The sequence below is a fragment of the Streptomyces cellostaticus genome (genome assembly GCF_001513965.1).
GTDB lineage: Bacteria > Actinomycetota > Actinomycetes > Streptomycetales > Streptomycetaceae > Streptomyces > Streptomyces cellostaticus.
In genome coordinates, this window is sequence record NZ_KQ948026.1 from 221,630 (window position 1) to 237,197 (window position 15,568).

Here is a 15,568-nt window from a genome sequence, read left to right on the forward strand (position 1 = left end):
GATTCTCCGGGAGTGCGTCGTAGCCTTAGTCCTCTACGACTATGTCGGCGCCGGCGGCACCAACGACGGCAAGTCCTGGATCCACACGCTGGCCCGTCCGCGGTCGAGCACCGGCGAACGCCTTGCCACAGAGTTGCGCCCTGGCAGCGCGGGGTCCCCATACCGTTGAGGATCACCTTTGGTCGGCTTCGACGGTGACCTGAACACCCACGTCCAGCCCCCACTCCGCCATGGCCCCCGCCTCCGCCTCCAGCACATGCCGGGCCCGCAGGCGGGGCCGACCCAGGCGGCCTGGCTGCATCGTGCGGACCGCGAGGACGGTCAGGCGGCGGTCCAGGTATGCGACGTCGATCGGGATGCGCATGCCGAAGGTGTGCACCCCGCTCGCTGGGGAGAGGAGCATTGCGCCGTCGAGCGCGTCCCGGCCCAGTAGCCCCTTCGTCCGGGCCCGGTAGGAGGTCGAGATCTCCAGCGGAACGGTCAGCACAGCCCCGTCTCCCTCGCTCCCGTGCCTGTGTACGACCAATCGACCCCGCCCGTCCCGCCGCCGCGCCATCCCAAGGCCACCTCCGCAGTGACCGTACCCACGAGGATGCGGGGAACGCCTATGGGTGGTGCTGCCGTTGGGCCGCCCGCTTCTTGGCCAGTGTCGTGCTTCCGCGAGGCATGCAGGGTCGTCTCGGCGGGTTAGCGGGGCGAGAGGCGGTTGGGGTGTCGCTGGGCTCGAAGACACCCGGTGATAAAGGAGTTGTCCCAGTTGCCTCCTCGCACTAGGAAGAGGTCCATGACTGGACTTGGCGCCGTATTCCGACCTCAACTCCCCCCCGAGCGGCTCCGCGAAGTGGCCCGGCTCGCGGACGAGACCGGACTCGAAGAACTCTGGCTGTGGGAAGACTGTTTCCTGGAGGGCGGTGTGTCCACGGCGGCAGCCGCTCTCGCCTGGACCGAGCGGGTGCGCGTCGGCATCGGGCTGTTGCCCGTGGCGCTGCGGAACGTCGCCGTCACCGCCATGGAGGCCGCCTCACTGGAGCGCATGTTCCCCGGCCGGTCCATCCTGACCGTGGGGCACGGGGTGCAGGACTGGATGGGACAGGTCGGTGCGCGGGCAGCCTCGCCTCTCACGCTGCTCGGTGAGCAACTTGACGCCCTGCGCGCACTGTTGAGCGGTGAGCGGCTGAGTGTGCAGGGCCGGTACGTCCAGCTGGACGACGTCGGCCTCGACTGGCCCCCTCAGCGGCCGGTCGACGTGTTCGCCGGTGCCACCGGACCCCGTTCGCTCCGCCTCACCGGTGCCAAGGCCGACGGCACCCTCCTGACCGCCTCCACCTCGCCGGACGGCGTACGGCAGGCCCGGCGGCTCATTGAGGAGGGGCGTCGGGAGGCGGGGCGGGACGGAGCGCACAAGGTCGTCGTTTATCTCCTCGCCGCCACCGGGGACGACGCCGCCGCCCGGCTGCGTGCCGAACTCGTCGCCGAGGGGCTGGAGTCTGCCTCTGACGTCGGTGTCGCGGGTGACGCCGCCGCCGTGGCCAAGGCCGTGCAGCGGATGGCCGATGCCGGTGCCGACACCGTCGTGCTGCAGCCGACGGCGGACGAGCCCGACCCGGAGGGCTTCGTGCGCTTCGTCGCGGAGGAGGTTCGGCCCCTGGTGCCGTAGAACCTTGGTGCCGTAGAACGCAGAGGCGTTGTCAGTGGGGCCTGCCACACTCGCCACCATGACGGACGACAAGTACAGCGATGTGAGTCTGCGGCCTGTCCGCGAGGCAGACCTCGAGTGCTTCCTCGCCTACGAGCACGAACCGGAAGCCGTCCGGCGGTCGAGGTTCACGCCTCGGCCGCGGGAGGCCTTCCTGCGGCACTGGCGCGAGCGGGTGCTCGGCGGCCCCGACTCCCTGGTGCGGACGGTCGTCGCCGACGGGGACGTGGCCGGGAACGTCCTCTCCTGGACGGAGGGCGAGCGGCGCTTCGTCGGCTACTGGCTCGGGCGGCCGTACTGGGCCCGCGGCGTCGGCACCCGGGCCCTCGGCCTCTTCTTGGAGCTGGAGCGGGTACGGCCCCTGTACGCCGACCCGTTCTCCGGCAACGCCGCCTCCGTGCGCCTGCTGGAGAAGCACGGCTTCGCACGCGCCGGCACGGTCCGGTACGGGGAGGACGAGCACGTCCTGTTCGTGCTGTCCCACCCCGACGAGGCCGACCGGTGAGCGGTGTCCCCGAGCCGTGGGTGTGCGTGGCGCGGGAGGCGCAGGAGCCTCGGGGGCTGCGCGTCGTCTTGCGGCTGCGGGCTGCCCGTGGCTTGTCGCGCAGTTCCCCGCGCCCCTAAGGAGTTTGCGCTCAGACCCGCTCGAAGGCGTCCGTCCTCTGGCGCTCTCGCCCTCATGTACGCCCATGCCCCGCACTCGTCCACGTGGCCGCCGATGACCTGTTGCTTGGTCAGTTCTCTGGTTCCGTGACCCGGCGATGGTCGCCCGTCGCCCCGTCGATCAGCTCCCGCAGGATGTCCATGTGCCCGGCGTGCCGTGCCGTCTCCGCGATCATGTGGACGAGGACCCAGCGCAGCGAGACGGAGTGGTCCCGCCAGGACGGGCGGCCCGGCGCGTCCAGGGGCAGCTCGGTGATCATCCGGTCGGCGGCGGTGCGGGCGCGGCCGTAGAAGGCGACGATCTGTTGCGTCGTCTCGCCGGGGGCGATGTGCATGTCCTCGCTCTCGTACGGGTCGAACCACAGGGGTTCCCCCTCGCCCCCGAACGTCTCCACGAACCAGCCGTACTCGACCGAGGCCAGATGCTTGACCAGGCCGAGCAGGGTCGTCCCGGTCGGTGTCATCGGCCGGCGCAGCTGCTCGTCGTCGAGTCCGTCCAGCTTCCAGAGCACGGCGTCCCGGTGCCGGTCCAGGCTCGCGTGCAGCGTTTCCTTCTCTCCGGCGGTGTAGCCGGCGGCAGAAGTCCCAGAGGTCCCAGAATTCTCAGAGGTCGTCATGCACGCGGAAATTAGCAGGACCCGCCGACAACGCCCTGCGACCATGACGTTCATGGCAGACCACCGCTCCTTCGAAGACCTCGTGGCCGAGGGTGCCGCCGTGCCCACCGAGGGGTGGGACTTCTCCTGGTTCGAGGGGCGGGCCAGCGAGGCACGGCCCTCGTGGGGGTACGCCCGCTCGGCGGGGGAGCGGCTGGCCCGGGCCGAGGCCGCGCTCGACATCCAGACCGGGGGCGGGGAGGTGCTCGACTTCGCCCTGAGCCGGGCCGAGCCGGACCGCCCGCGGCTGATCGCCGCCACCGAGGGCTGGCCGCCCAACGTCGCCAAGGCCACCGCCCTGCTGCGGCCGCGCGGTGCGGTGGTCGTCGCCGCACCGGACGACGCGCCGCTGCCGTTCGCCGACGGGGTCTTCGACCTGGTCCTCAGCCGGCATCCGGTGCACCCCCACTGGGAGGAGATCGCGCGGGTGCTGCGGCCCGGCGGTACCTACTTCGCCCAGCACGTCGGGCCCGCCAGTGTGTTCGAGCTGGTCGAGTACTTCCTCGGGCCCCAGCCGGAGGCCGTGCGCAGCGGCCGTGATCCCGAGCGGGAGCGGGCCGCCGCTCAGGCGGCGGGCCTTGAGGTCGTGGACCTGCGGGCGGAGCGGCTGCGGATGGAGTTCCACGACATCGCCGCCGTCGTCCACTTCCTGCGCAAGGTGGTCTGGATGGTCCCGGGCTTCACGGTCGAGGCGTACGAGCCCCGGCTGCGCGCCCTGCACGAGCGGATCGAGAAGGAGGGGCCGTTCGTCACACACAGCGCCCGGCACCTCTTCGACGTCCGGAAGCCGTCCCACTGACGAATCGGGCATACAGGGCGTATCGCCGCTCAGTTCACTTGGAGTTCTCCCGCGGTTTCCACATCGTTATCGAGTGCGGTTCACACCCGCCCCATCCGTCACGTAGGTTCAGACCAAGGTAATTCACGCCAGCAAAGCTGTGCGGACGGCACCGTGCAGTGGAGGGGGCTGCGCGGTGCCGTGATGCCGCGCAAACCCGTACCGGAACCGTCAAGTCGCCGTTCGCTGACCGGGTAGCCCGTCGGAGGGACCCCCGGACAACTCGCCGACCGTTCCCCAAGACGGCCCAAACCCTCTTGATCTCTCCGTATGTGGCCCGATTCCCTGGGATTCCGCTGTGAATCGGCCCTGAGAAGCCCCTGAATCCACCATTCCGCGCCCACCGGGGCGTCGTCGGTTGATTTCGGAGAGTAGTTGTCTGCCGCCAATGCACGCACCATCCCTTACGAAGGGTTATGGTGGAAACCCCCCCTCGGGCCGGTCCGTCTCCCCCCCACGGACCGGCCCGTTTTTTCATGGGGAACCTCGCGGCGTGCGGCGACCGTCCTTGTTCAGGGGCGCGGGGCCGTATCGATATGCGGCAGGGGTAGGCTCGGCCCCCGCGGTGACCGTACCCGCGCTCAATCCCGGAGGGCTCTGTGAACCTGCGCGACAAGCTGCGCGGCCTGCTCGTCAGGCTCTACGCACGCCGGGTGGAAGGCCACCTGGACCACGCTCAGGTGCCCAAGCACATCGGCGTCATCATGGACGGCAACCGCCGCTGGGCGAAGGCCGCCGGCTCCACCACGGTCCACGGCCACCGGGCCGGTGCCGAGAAGATCGAGGAGTTCCTCGGCTGGTGCAGCGAGACCGACGTCGAGGTCGTCACGCTCTGGCTGCTGTCCACGGACAACTTCGACCGCCCGCAGGACGAGCTGGGTCCCCTTCTCGGCATCATCGAGGACGTCGTCCGCACCCTCGCCGCCGACGGCCGCTGGCGGGTGCACCATGTCGGCACCCCCGACCTGCTGCCGTCCGGGATGCAGCGCACCCTCAAGGAGGCCGAGGAGGCCACCGCCCGCGTCGACGGAATAGTCGTCAACGTGGCCATCGGCTACGGCGGCCGCCAGGAGATCGCCGACGCCGTGCGCTCCATGCTGCTCGACGCGCAGGACAAGGGCGTGTCGATGGAGGACCTCGCCGAGTCCGTCGACATCGACATGATCGGCCGTCACCTCTACACCGGCGCCCAGCCCGACCCGGACCTGGTGATCCGCACCAGCGGCGAGCAGCGGCTGTCCGGATTCATGCTCTGGCAGACGGCACACTCCGAGTACTACTTCTGCGAGGTCTTCTGGCCCGCGTTCCGCAAGGTCGACTTCCTGCGTGCCCTGCGCGACTACGCGGCACGCCACCGCCGTTACGGCGGCTGAGACGCCCCGAACGCCCCGTCGGCCACCAGTGCGACGGGGCGTTCCGTATACCCCGGTTGGGGTGGATGTAACAAGGAGTTCACCGGCGCGCTGTTGGCTGCTTTTGCATGGCGGCGCATGTTCGAGGGCATAAGCCAAGCAGGTCGATGCCCGAACCACGGGCGTCGGATCTCAGCGGGCGGCTCGGGGCCGTCCGCCCGGGAGGCCCTTTGCACCAGCCCGACCGTGCCGTCACTGCACGGAAGCAGCCGCGGAGGTCCGGTGTCCGGCCCGCCGTACGCGGGGGCATGGGACCGGTCGCAATGCTCCCACCCTCCCGGCCCGGCTTCCACTTCGTCGCTCCCCGACCTCATCCGAGGGGGTACGTCCTTCCGTGGTGACCAGCACAAAGCGCCACAAGCCAGACCGGCGCACCTATGTTCTCGACACCAGCGTCCTGCTGGCCGACCCGAACGCCCTGACCCGCTTCGACGAGCACGAAGTCGTGCTCCCCATCGTCGTGGTCACGGAGCTGGAGGCCAAGCGGCACCATCCCGAACTCGGGTACTTCGCCCGCCAGGCCCTGCGCCTGCTGGACGACTACCGGGTGAAGCATGGTCGCCTCGACGCCCCCATCCCGATCGGGGAGCTGGGCGGAACGGTCCGTGTCGAGCTCAACCACTCGGACCCCAGCGTGCTGCCCACCGGCTACCGCCTGGGGGACAACGACTCCCGCATCCTCGCGGTGGCCCGCAATCTGCAGGCCGAGGGGTTCGACGTCACCGTCGTGTCGAAGGACCTGCCGCTCAGGATCAAGGCCTCCTCCGTCGGCCTGCAGGCCGAGGAGTACCGCGCCGAACTCGCCATCACGGAGAACTCCGGATGGACCGGAATGTCCGAACTGACGCTCCCCGGCGAACAGGTGGACATCCTCTTCGAGGAGGGGCATGTGTACGTCCGGGAGGCCTCCGACCTCCCCGTGCACACCGGCCTGACCATCCAGTCCGAGCGCGGCAAGGCGCTCGGCCGCATCACTGCCGAGGGCAACGTCCGCCTGGTGCGCGGTGACCGGGAGGCGTTCGGCATCAAGGGCCGCAGTGCCGAGCAGCGCATCGCGCTCGACCTGCTGCTCGATCCGGACGTCGGGATCGTCTCGATGGGCGGCCGGGCCGGCACCGGCAAGTCGGCGCTCGCGCTGTGCGCGGGCCTGGAAGCGGTCCTGGAGCGCCGCCAGCACAAGAAGGTGATGGTCTTCCGGCCGTTGTACGCGGTCGGCGGGCAGGAGCTGGGCTATCTGCCGGGCAGCGAGGCCGAGAAGATGAGCCCCTGGGCACAGGCCGTCTTCGACACGCTCTCCGCGGTCACCAGCCGCGACGTCATCGAGGAGGTCACCGCGCGCGGCATGCTGGAGGTCCTGCCCCTGACCCACATCCGGGGCCGCTCCCTGCACGACGCGTTCGTGATCGTCGACGAGGCCCAGTCGCTCGAACGGAACGTCCTGCTGACCGTTCTGTCCCGAATCGGTGCCAACTCGCGGGTCGTTCTGACCCATGACGTGGCACAGCGGGACAATCTGCGCGTAGGCCGCTACGACGGTGTGGTCGCCGTCGTGGAGAAGCTGAAGGGGCATCCGCTCTTCGCGCACGTCACGCTGACCCGGTCCGAGAGGTCCCAGATCGCGGCCCTTGTGACCGAAATGCTCGAAGAAGGCCATATCTGAGCAAGCTCAGTTGGCGCCGTCCGGCAAAGGCAAAGAGCCTAGCCGGGCGGCGCCTTCGCGCGTGGGGGTTTCCTGAAATCCCCGGGGACAAACGAGGTGTGAGGTTTCACACTCAACTCGGAATTGCCTCCCGGTGTCGGGTTACGGCAGAGTCTCACTCCTGTCAGGCCCCGCATACGACACACCTGTACCCCCAGCGGTACGGCACCACAGAGGCATCACCTTCAACTCCATAGACCCGTCGTATGCCGCCCGAGCACCACACGGCGCTCCCCTCACGGGAGTTGTCCACCGGGCCCGCGCCTCCCGTGACCCCGCAGTTGGGAGGCCAGTGTCAGGGGCACGATTGCGTCCGCCAGGGTCACCGAAGCGGGCGATGCTGGAAGGAAACCGTGTGAGCCGGATTTCGGTCCGGGGATTCGCAGTGGCCTCGGCCACCGCGGTCACCGCCGTCGGAAGCGTCGTCGGTGTTGCCTCGGGCAGCACTGCGCAGAACAACGACGCCGAGGCGACGGCAGCCGACGCCACGCTCCTCGCGGACATACCCGCGGGTCAGCAGGCCCAAGTGCAGACCGCGTCCCTGACGCAGCAGGCCGACGCACAGGCCATCTCCGCCGACGCGAGCGCCAAGAAGGACGCCGAGGAAGCGGCCCGCAAGGCCGCCGCCGAGACCGCGATCGCGAAGAAGGAGGCCGCCGAGAAGGCGGCCAAGGAAGCCAAGGACCGCATCGAGGCGAAGTCCGCGGCCAGCCGCGACGACGCCCGCGACTCCTCCAGCTTCCCGGTGCAGAGCAGCTACAGCGTCGCGCAGATCCAGGCGATGGCGCGTCAGATGGTGGCTGCCGACCAGTTCCAGTGCTTCAGCAACATCGTGGACCACGAGTCCAGCTGGAACTACCAGGCCACCAACGCCTCCTCCGGTGCCTACGGCCTCTTCCAGGCCCTGCCCGCCGGCAAGTACGCGTCCGCCGGCGCCGACTGGCAGACCAACCCGGCCACCCAGATCAAGTGGGGCCTCAACTACATGAACGACCGCTACCACAGCCCTTGTCAGGCGTGGTCGTTCTGGCAGGCCAACCACTGGTACTAGGCCGCCCGGTTTCAGCTCGATCCAGCGCAGCCCCTCCCCGTCCCAAGGAGAGGGGCTTTCGCCATGTACGGTCGTACCCGAACGACTCCAGGGGGGAGTGGTGGCGGACACCCGGGGACGCGGGGGAAGAGGACGGATCATGTCGCGAGTGCCAGGGTGGCTCGGCCGGGTCGGTGCCGGGCTGACCGAGATGAGCGAGCGGCTGGACGAGCGTCGCGCGGAGGTGGAGAAGGACACCGCGCCCGAACCGGCCACCGCTGACCGGACCGCCGAACGGATCGCCGACCCCGTGAAGCCGCCCGCCCCCCGGCCGGCCGCACCTGCCACACCCGCCGCACCTGCCGGTCCCCGCCCCGACCCCGCCGAGGCCGTGCCCTGGGGCGTGCGCGTCGCGGCCGAGGCGGGCTGGCGCCTGCTGGTGCTCGCCGGCACCGTGTGGATCCTGATGAAGGTCATCAGCGCCGTACAGCTGGTGGTCTTCGCCTTCGTCATCGCCCTGCTGATCACCGCGCTGCTCCAGCCGACGGTCGCCCGGCTCAGGCGCCGCGGGGTGCCGCGCGGCCCGGCCACCGCGATGACCGCCATCCTCGGCTTCGTCATCATGGCCCTGATGGGCTGGTTCGTGACCTGGCAGGTCATGGAGAACATCGACACCCTCTCCAACCAGATCCAGAGCGGCATCGACGACCTGCGCAACTGGCTGCTGAAGAGCCCCTTCCACGTCACCGACAAGCAGATCAACCAGATCGCCAAGAACCTCCGCGAGGCCATCGGTGCCAACGCCGACCAGATAACGTCCGCGGGCCTGGAAGGCGTCCAGGTCATCGTCGAGGCCCTGACCGGCATCCTGCTGGTGTTCTTCTCGACGCTGTTCCTGCTCTACGACGGCGAGCGCATCTGGCAGTGGTTCCTGAAGCTGGTGCCCGCCGCGGCCCGCCCGGGCGTGGCCGGCGCCGGCCCGCGCGCCTGGCGCACCCTGACCGCCTACGTCCGCGGCACGGTCCTGGTCGCCCTGATCGACGCCATCTTCATCGGCATCGGCATCTACTTCCTGAACGTGCCGATGGCCGTCCCGCTGGCCGTCTTCATCTTCCTGTTCTCCTTCATCCCCCTGGTCGGCGCGGTCGCCTCCGGCGCGCTGGCCGTGATCGTGGCGCTGGTGACACAGGGCGTCTTCACGGCCGTCATGACCCTGCTCGTGGTCCTCGCCGTCCAGCAGATCGAGGGCCACATCCTGCAGCCGTTCATCCTGGGCCGCGCGGTCCGCGTCCACCCGCTCGCGGTGGTCCTCACGGTGGCGGCCGGCGCCATGGTGGCGGGCATCGGCGGCGCGGTGGTGGCCGTACCGCTGGTGGCGGTGACGAACACGGTGGTCGGGTATCTGCGCGTGTACTCCCAGGAAACGGCCCGGAACCAGGTGCTCGAAGAGTCTTCAGCGGTAGAGGACGACGAGGGAGACGAGCAGCAGCGTGGCCGAAGCGGTGAGCCCCAGGATCCGGTAGCGGCTCCAGGCGGCGAGCGCGAAAGAGCCTGACCAGGCTCCTCCGACGAGGGTGGCAGCCCACCAGCCTGCCGTCGCCTGCGCGGCCGCGAGAGGAAGCGGCGCCAGCAGGAACGTCGGGGGGATCACGGCGATCCGTGGCCTGATGTCCAGCCGCTTGTAGACGACGGTCAGGACGATCACGGCGATCGTCATGGTGAGGGGGATGGCTGTCACGCCCCTCCAGGTGACGCAGATGCTGTCGGTGGTCGCGCACGCCCGGTCGTCGTGCTGCCTGACCCACGACAGGTAGGTCGCGGCGCCGGTGGCCAGAACCGCGCCCGTGACGGCCGCGCCCGACACGCGGGGCAGCACGGGCCGTGGTTCCGTGCGGGGGGTGTTCATGCGTGCAGCCTTCCGCAAACGATGGCCGGGGGCCTGAGTACGGATACTCAGGCCCCCGGATCAGCTATGTGTCACATTCCCCGAAGCGTCTGCTCCAGGTTGTCCGCGTAGAGGCGAGCCCCCGCGATCTTGGGGTGGAAGGACTGCATGGACGCATTCGGCATCTCCTCGTCCGCCTTCTCCCGCCCGTTCTCCACGATGGCGTTGATGGTCTCCGGATTGCCGCAGGCCGCCTTGCCGTCGAACCGGTCCCGCGGGTCGGAGAAGACCACCCACGATCCGGCGTCCGTGGTGGCACCCTTCATCTCGGTCGCGAGATTGTCGGCCAGCGAGCGCACCCAGTCGTTCTCGACGGTCTCGTACGCACCGGGAAGGCAGCTGTGGTCCTTCTCAATCAGGCGCGGGTAGCCCATGAGGACGACCTTCGCCTTCGGGGCCAGGGTGTGAATCGCGTTGAGCGTCTTGACGATCTGCGGGCGCACGGCGTCGTGCAGCCACTTCGGCGCCCAGTCCTTCAGGTCACCGGTCGTGCCGCCCGTCTTGTCGCCGGTTGCGGGATCGATGTTGTCCAGCTCCGTGTACGGGCACGTGCTCAGCTGCGGGTCGGCCAGGTCGACGCACTTCTTCATGATGTCGCTGAAACGGGCGTCGTTGCCGCCGATGCTGAGCGTCACCAGGGTGGTGTTCTGGTCCAGGTACCCGGTGTCGAGCTGTGCCACCTCGCCGGACTGGCCGTCCTTGAGCATATCGAAGGTGCGCGCTCCGGAGCAGGCCACGAAGTGGTAGTCCATCTGCGGGTCAAGGCTGTCGGCCATGGCCCCGATGGAGCTGGAGTACCCCGGAAGCGTCGCCTGCCTCGACCAAGCCAGCTTGGAGCGGTGGCACTTGTCGATTTCGTTCTTGTTCTGCTTGTCGTTGTGGTCGGTCTCCTCGTACAGGTCCTTGCCGTTCTCCCCGGTCGCCCCTTCACCCGAGGAGTAGGAGTCGCCCATCGCGACGACGGAGTTGGCCGGCTTGCCCGAAAGGGGCTGGAAGGCGACCGCACCCCAGGCGACGTCCTCGTCCGCGGTTCCGACCTTGGTCGAGTTCGACAGTTCGACCTTCGGGGTGCCGGTGAAGTGGAACGCGCCCAGGCTGACCCATCCGCCCGCGCGCTGGAGCACGACCCGCTGGTGGTGGGTGCTGTCCGTGCCCAGCACGTTGTAGCTGGCCTGCCGGGTCTGGGCGCCGGTGTCGGGAAGGTGCACCAGAACGCGCGCCCAGTTGAGGCTCTGGCCGAGGGTCCAGGTGCCGTTGATGGTCATGTAGCCGCTGTCGCCACCGTAGTGGTCGGCGTCGCGGGTGTGGGTCCACCAGTAGTGGCCGCCGTAGCCACCGCCCACCGAGTGCAGGTCGGCCTTCGCTTCGTAACGGCCTTCCGTGCCGGGGTTGAACGAGAACTGGAAACTTCCTGCGGAGGAGACCGTCGCGCAGCCGCTCTGGTCACTCCAGGTCGGCGTTCCGTTCGGGACGGAGGCGACGACCTTGGAACCGGCCGGAGCGCCGGAGCACACCGGCGTACCGGACTGCAGGCGGTAGCCGCGTCCAGGTTCCGACACCAGCGACTGGTACTTGATGTTCTCGTTGCCGCAGGTGCTGGCGCAGTCGTCCTTCCAGGTCGCATTGGGCTGGTTCCACCAGTACTGCGCGTAGCACTCGGCGTCCGGGCACTTAGGCGGCGTGTTGGGGTCGCAGTTGTTCTTGGAGTTGCAGAACGTGTCGAGCGGCGGCGCGAGGTGCACCCGGTTGTATCGCGCGCTGCCTTCGTACATGTAGGGCTGGTCGTTGCCGTTCCAGTAGGCGGGGCGGAAGCCGGCGGAGGAGAAGCCGGACTCGCCGGGCCAGTCCTGCCGGCCGGTGGTGGCGTAGGAGAAGCCGGTGTCGATGGACCAGGCGGCCCAGCCCATCACCTTCAACTCGTACGGCCAGTCCTGCGGATGCGCGGCGTCCTTGGCGGCGTACGGGTCGATGTCGGTGTCCATGAACGGATGGCCCCAGCCCTTGGCGTAGAGGGGGTTGGCCGGGTTGTTGTACCAGCCCAGGCCCCAGTGCCCGGCATGCTTCGAGGCCTGCGACGGAGGGTTGAAGCCGAGGTTGTAGTTCCACACCGCGGTGAACCAGTTCTCCACCTTGGACGGGTCGTCGTTGTTGACGGTGATCTTCTGGCCGTCCTTGTGGACCTCGTTCCACTTGTCGGCGAGGATCTTCATGGACGCGGCGATGTTCGACGCGTAGTCGATCGCGACCAGCTTCTGCAGGGCCGGGGACAGCTCGGTCTCCTTGTGCCCGCTGTCGTCCACCTTCTCGTGGCCGGCCAGGCGCATGCCGTCGGTGACCTGTCCGACGCCGTAGCCGCAGTCGGACTTGTCCCAGTTGATCTGCCAGTAGGCGGCCGGGTCACTGGGCTCGGCCTTGTGGCCGTAGTAGCCGTCGACCGCGGCCAGGGGGTTGCCCATCTGCCCCGGGATCGACCCGCCCTCGGCCTGCCACAGGTTGGACTCCTGCGCCATGATGCCGAGCAGCACGTTCGCCGGGATACGGCTCTTGCCGTCACCGCCCGTGAGCGTCGGCTTCGGGAACAGGCCCTGCGGGTCGATGGTGCCCAGGCCGGCCTGGTCGCGGTAGCCGCCCTGCCGGATGTAGTTGGAGTGCAGGTTGCCCCGCACGGCCATGTCGACGGCCCATTCGACCTGGTTCGAGGTCGGCTGCAGCGCCTGTACCTTGACGTCGTTGCGGGATACGGCGCACCAGCGGTCGTCGTCGGTCGGGGAGCTCGCGGTCAGGCCCGCCTTCGAGGAGGTGCCCTTCGACCGGTGCGTCCCGGCGGCCTTGGGGAGGACCGGGGAGGGATTGTTCCCCGAGCCGTCGCCGGCCGCCTGCTGCACGCTCTGCGTCAGCTTGGTCCCGGTGGTGGTGACGATGCTGGTGACCGTCACGGGCTTGTCGCCGTCGTCGGCGGGCGTCGCCGTCTGCGAGGTGGGTTCCCCGGACTTCGTGAAGCCCTTGCCCGCGCCCTTGATGTGCGCCAGGCCGGCGTGCACACCAGGCGTGAGGACCGGCTCGATCGCGAGACGGCCGTGCGAGGACACATCGGTGCCGGCCGGGGCGTTGAGGCGGGTGACGCCGGTTCCCGCGGTGGCGGGGGAGCCCTTGGGGTGGCCGGTGAGGAAGACCCTGCCCGCCTCGCCCTGCATGAGGGCGAGGTCGCCGAGCTTGCCCGAGGCGAGGCTCTTCGGCTTGCCGCTGCCGGTGAACAGCTTGGCGTGCGCCACGGAGTCGCCCTTGCGGACGACGAAGGCGATCGTGCCGTCGGCGGCGGGCCGGATGTCGAACGGGGCACTGCCCGCGTCGGCGAGGTTCTTCACCTTGCCGGAGCGGTCGAGGTGGACCAGGCGGCTGCCGAGCGCGGCCACCGTGCCGTCCTTCACCGGAACCGCGCTGGTGATCTCACCCTTCGCAGCGGCCGTGCCCGTGGTCCTGCCGTCCACGCCCACGGTGATGACGCGAGTCCGCGTCGCCGCGGGATCGTTCATGTCCCGGAAAGCGGTGAACGCGGCTTTGTGCGTCGTGGTGTTGCAGGACGGGTCGAAGTAGGCCAGCGACCCGTTGAACGGCAGCTTCTTCACATGACCCGTCGTCAGATCGACGATGGCGGTGAACGCTCCGCCCTGCATCAGGTCGGGCTTGTTCGTGAAACTGCGCGGCGCGTAGACGACGGCCGCGTGATCGTGGTCCATCAGGCACTGGTTGCCGATCCACGAATCCGCCGGCATGCCCGGCTCCGACAGAACGGCGGCGGTCTTCCACGCGTACGCCTTGCCGCTGTCGGCGACGAGGATGCGCAGACCGTCCGCATCGGCAGCGGCGGTCACCGCACGGTCGGGACTGGTCTTCCAGCCCTTGCCGAGCTTCTTGGCCGGATCCTTCACCTGGCCGGCAGGCGCCGGCGTTGTGGTGGGGTTGGTGGAGGGGTGAGGGTTCGGTGTGGCGACGGCGGGCGCGGCCTGGAGCAGACCGCCGGTCAGGGCGGCGCAGGCCACTACGGCCACAAGCGGCGCGCGAGTTCGTCTCTTGAGTCTCAAGGAAGCTTTCCCCGTATTCCGTTGAGTGTGTGGGCACGCAGAACTGGAGTGTGCGGGCGCGCAGAAGCGGCAGAACTCCACGCCGTGCGATGGCGTGGAGTCCTGCTTACGGCTCTTTCGGCGCTGCCTAGTTGCAGTTCGTCGAGTCCGTCTTCCGGTCGATGATGTAAACGCTGTCGCTCGTGGAGTTCTTCATCAGCGCGGCGACCGTGCCGCAACCGCCGCGGGCGCGGTAGACGGGCCCTGCGTACTGGCTGAAGACGCCCGAGTCACTCGCGCAGCCGTCCGCGGTGTAGTTCGAGCAGAGCGTGATCTTCATCCACTTCGCGCTTCCCAGATTGTTGTCCAGGATGGCGCACGTGGGTGCGTCATTGCTCGCGGGGTTGTCTCCCTTGACGTACACGAAGAGAGTGCCGAAGCGCCTTGAGTCGGGCAGCTGCTCCGCCTTGTAGAGCTTGTATCCCGTGCCGCAGACGGTCGCGGCGCGGGCGACGGAACGGGGCTGGGCCGCCGCGATCGCCTTCGTGTTCTTGTCGGCCTTGGCCGAAACGCTGAGTACCGGCTGGTCGGCTGCGGCGACCTGCGGAGCGGTCAGGCCGAGTATGCCCACGGTGGCCGCGGCTGCGGCAACTGCGGTCCTCGCGGAAAAGTGGCTTCGCACGGACATGAGATCCCCCTGAGGAAGCATTCAACCCGCCTCCCCCGGAAGCCTTGGTCAAGTGGCAGGGGTGGCTGGATGTGAACGGTAATCAGCGGGAGCCAACCAGATCCTCTCTCCCGCTGTCCACGAGGGTTTCTGCGTGCAAATGGAGCCTGTCGTTCCGCTGTGACTCCTTGTGCGCGGATCTTCCTCCAACGCCTGGAAGAACCGGGCAATCGTTCGACCGGCTGGTCACTCCTGGTCCCGATCCGGGGCGAGTCGAGTGGTGGAGGTCACGCGACAAGGCAACGGCCCCTGCCCACCGGGTGGGTGGGCAGGGGCCGTTGCCTTGTTGCGGCGGGTTACTCGGCCGGCTGGGCCAGCACCGCCTCCGCGTCGAGGGTGACGCCGACCGCCTGGACCACAGAGGCGATCTTGAAGGCCTCCTGGATCACCTCACGGTCGACCCCGGCCTTGCGCAGCACCTGCTCGTGCGAGTCCAGGCACAGCCCGCAGCCGTTGATCGCGGAGACCGCGAACGACCACAGCTCGAAGTCGACCTTCTCCACACCCGGGTTGCCGATGACGTTCATCCGCAGACCCGCGCGCAGGGTGCCGTACTCGTGGTCGGACAGCAGGTGCCGGGTGCGGTAGAAGACGTTGTTCATCGCCATGACGGCGGCCGCGGCCTTGGCCGCGGTGTACGCCTCGGGCGTGAGGTTCGCCTTCGCCTCCGGCTCCAGCTCGCGCAGCACGATCGGGGAGCGGGAGGCGATGGCGGTCGCCAGCACCGTGCCCCACAGCTGCTGCGCCGGCAGGTCGGAGTTGCCGATGACCGAGCCCAGGTTGAGCTTCAGGTCCTTGGCGTAGTCCGGTACGCGGGACTTCAGCGAGTCGAGCGACATGG

At 68.9% G+C, this 15,568-nt stretch carries 13 protein-coding genes; 7 read left to right on the forward strand and 6 right to left on the reverse strand.

Features of this window, described 5'->3' with window-relative positions; genetic code table 11:
• Nucleotides 1–172: 172 nt before the first annotated feature.
• On the reverse strand, nucleotides 173–556 hold the full coding sequence (locus tag AQI88_RS23420) for a DUF192 domain-containing protein (RefSeq protein ID WP_067002642.1): 384 nt from the start codon (nucleotides 554–556) through the stop codon (nucleotides 173–175).
• Between the two features lie 228 nt (nucleotides 557–784).
• Here AQI88_RS23420 and AQI88_RS23425 point away from each other — a divergent pair, with 228 nt between their 5' ends.
• On the forward strand, nucleotides 785–1,657 hold the full coding sequence (locus AQI88_RS23425; RefSeq protein WP_067002644.1) for an LLM class flavin-dependent oxidoreductase: 873 nt from the start codon (nucleotides 785–787) through the stop codon (nucleotides 1,655–1,657).
• Nucleotides 1,658–1,715: 58 nt separating this feature from the next.
• Nucleotides 1,716–2,201, forward strand: coding sequence for a GNAT family N-acetyltransferase (locus AQI88_RS23430; RefSeq protein ID WP_067002645.1), 486 nt, complete (start codon nucleotides 1,716–1,718; stop codon nucleotides 2,199–2,201).
• Between the two features lie 229 nt (nucleotides 2,202–2,430).
• On the opposite strand, the gene AQI88_RS23435 is transcribed toward AQI88_RS23430, so the two are convergent.
• Nucleotides 2,431–2,976 carry a DinB family protein gene (locus tag AQI88_RS23435; RefSeq protein WP_067002647.1) on the reverse strand — a complete coding sequence of 182 codons (546 nt, stop codon included), beginning with the start codon at nucleotides 2,974–2,976 and terminating at the stop codon, nucleotides 2,431–2,433.
• Nucleotides 2,977–3,028: 52 nt separating this feature from the next.
• Here AQI88_RS23435 and AQI88_RS23440 point away from each other — a divergent pair, with 52 nt between their 5' ends.
• From AQI88_RS23440 to AQI88_RS23460, 5 genes are all read left to right on the forward strand, one after another.
• Nucleotides 3,029–3,814, forward strand: a complete 786-nt coding sequence (locus AQI88_RS23440) for a class I SAM-dependent methyltransferase (RefSeq protein WP_079057757.1) — start codon at nucleotides 3,029–3,031, stop codon at nucleotides 3,812–3,814.
• A gap of 638 nt (nucleotides 3,815–4,452) precedes the next feature.
• The gene (locus AQI88_RS23445; protein ID WP_067002651.1) at nucleotides 4,453–5,226 is read left to right on the forward strand and encodes an isoprenyl transferase; all 774 of its coding nucleotides are present in this window, start codon (nucleotides 4,453–4,455) and stop codon (nucleotides 5,224–5,226) included.
• A 373-nt stretch (nucleotides 5,227–5,599) separates the two neighbouring features.
• Entirely contained in the window at nucleotides 5,600–6,925 is a 1,326-nt protein-coding gene (locus AQI88_RS23450) for an RNA 5'-3' helicase PhoH2 (protein WP_067002653.1), read from the forward strand.
• A 394-nt stretch (nucleotides 6,926–7,319) separates the two neighbouring features.
• Nucleotides 7,320–8,015, forward strand: a complete 696-nt coding sequence (locus AQI88_RS23455; RefSeq protein ID WP_244184275.1) for an aggregation-promoting factor C-terminal-like domain-containing protein — start codon at nucleotides 7,320–7,322, stop codon at nucleotides 8,013–8,015.
• Between the two features lie 139 nt (nucleotides 8,016–8,154).
• Nucleotides 8,155–9,549, forward strand: a complete 1,395-nt coding sequence (locus AQI88_RS23460; RefSeq protein ID WP_067002658.1) for an AI-2E family transporter — start codon at nucleotides 8,155–8,157, stop codon at nucleotides 9,547–9,549.
• Here the strand turns inward: AQI88_RS23460 and AQI88_RS23465 are convergent.
• The 4 genes from AQI88_RS23465 to AQI88_RS23480 all read right to left on the reverse strand — a co-directional run bounded on the left by AQI88_RS23465 (nucleotide 9,448) and on the right by AQI88_RS23480 (nucleotide 15,566).
• Nucleotides 9,448–9,900: a hypothetical protein gene (locus AQI88_RS23465; RefSeq protein ID WP_067002660.1), complete on the reverse strand. Its 453-nt coding sequence runs from the start codon at nucleotides 9,898–9,900 to the stop codon at nucleotides 9,448–9,450. The two genes, AQI88_RS23460 and AQI88_RS23465, sit on opposite strands and share 102 nt — an antisense overlap.
• Nucleotides 9,901–9,971: 71 nt before the next feature.
• Nucleotides 9,972–13,988, reverse strand: a complete 4,017-nt coding sequence (locus AQI88_RS23470) for an SGNH/GDSL hydrolase family protein (RefSeq protein ID WP_244184277.1) — start codon at nucleotides 13,986–13,988, stop codon at nucleotides 9,972–9,974.
• A 160-nt stretch (nucleotides 13,989–14,148) separates the two neighbouring features.
• Nucleotides 14,149–14,688, reverse strand: a complete 540-nt coding sequence (locus AQI88_RS23475; protein ID WP_067002664.1) for a hypothetical protein — start codon at nucleotides 14,686–14,688, stop codon at nucleotides 14,149–14,151.
• Nucleotides 14,689–15,023: 335 nt separating this feature from the next.
• On the reverse strand, nucleotides 15,024–15,566 hold the full coding sequence (locus AQI88_RS23480; protein ID WP_067002666.1) for an alkyl hydroperoxide reductase: 543 nt from the start codon (nucleotides 15,564–15,566) through the stop codon (nucleotides 15,024–15,026).
• Nucleotides 15,567–15,568 lie beyond the last annotated feature (2 nt).

Coding starts and splice junctions, on each gene's coding strand:
- AQI88_RS23460 (WP_067002658.1), top strand. CDS start 8,155: ATGTCGCGAGTGCCAGGGTGGCTCGGCCGGGTCGGTGCCGGGCTGACC.
- AQI88_RS23430 (WP_067002645.1), top strand. CDS start 1,716: ATGACGGACGACAAGTACAGCGATGTGAGTCTGCGGCCTGTCCGCGAG.
- AQI88_RS23465 (WP_067002660.1), bottom strand. CDS start 9,900: ATGAACACCCCCCGCACGGAACCACGGCCCGTGCTGCCCCGCGTGTCG.
- AQI88_RS23425 (WP_067002644.1), top strand. CDS start 785: ATGACTGGACTTGGCGCCGTATTCCGACCTCAACTCCCCCCCGAGCGG.
- AQI88_RS23420 (WP_067002642.1), bottom strand. CDS start 556: ATGGCGCGGCGGCGGGACGGGCGGGGTCGATTGGTCGTACACAGGCAC.
- AQI88_RS23440 (WP_079057757.1), top strand. CDS start 3,029: ATGGCAGACCACCGCTCCTTCGAAGACCTCGTGGCCGAGGGTGCCGCC.
- AQI88_RS23475 (WP_067002664.1), bottom strand. CDS start 14,688: ATGTCCGTGCGAAGCCACTTTTCCGCGAGGACCGCAGTTGCCGCAGCC.
- AQI88_RS23480 (WP_067002666.1), bottom strand. CDS start 15,566: ATGTCGCTCGACTCGCTGAAGTCCCGCGTACCGGACTACGCCAAGGAC.
- AQI88_RS23435 (WP_067002647.1), bottom strand. CDS start 2,976: ATGACGACCTCTGAGAATTCTGGGACCTCTGGGACTTCTGCCGCCGGC.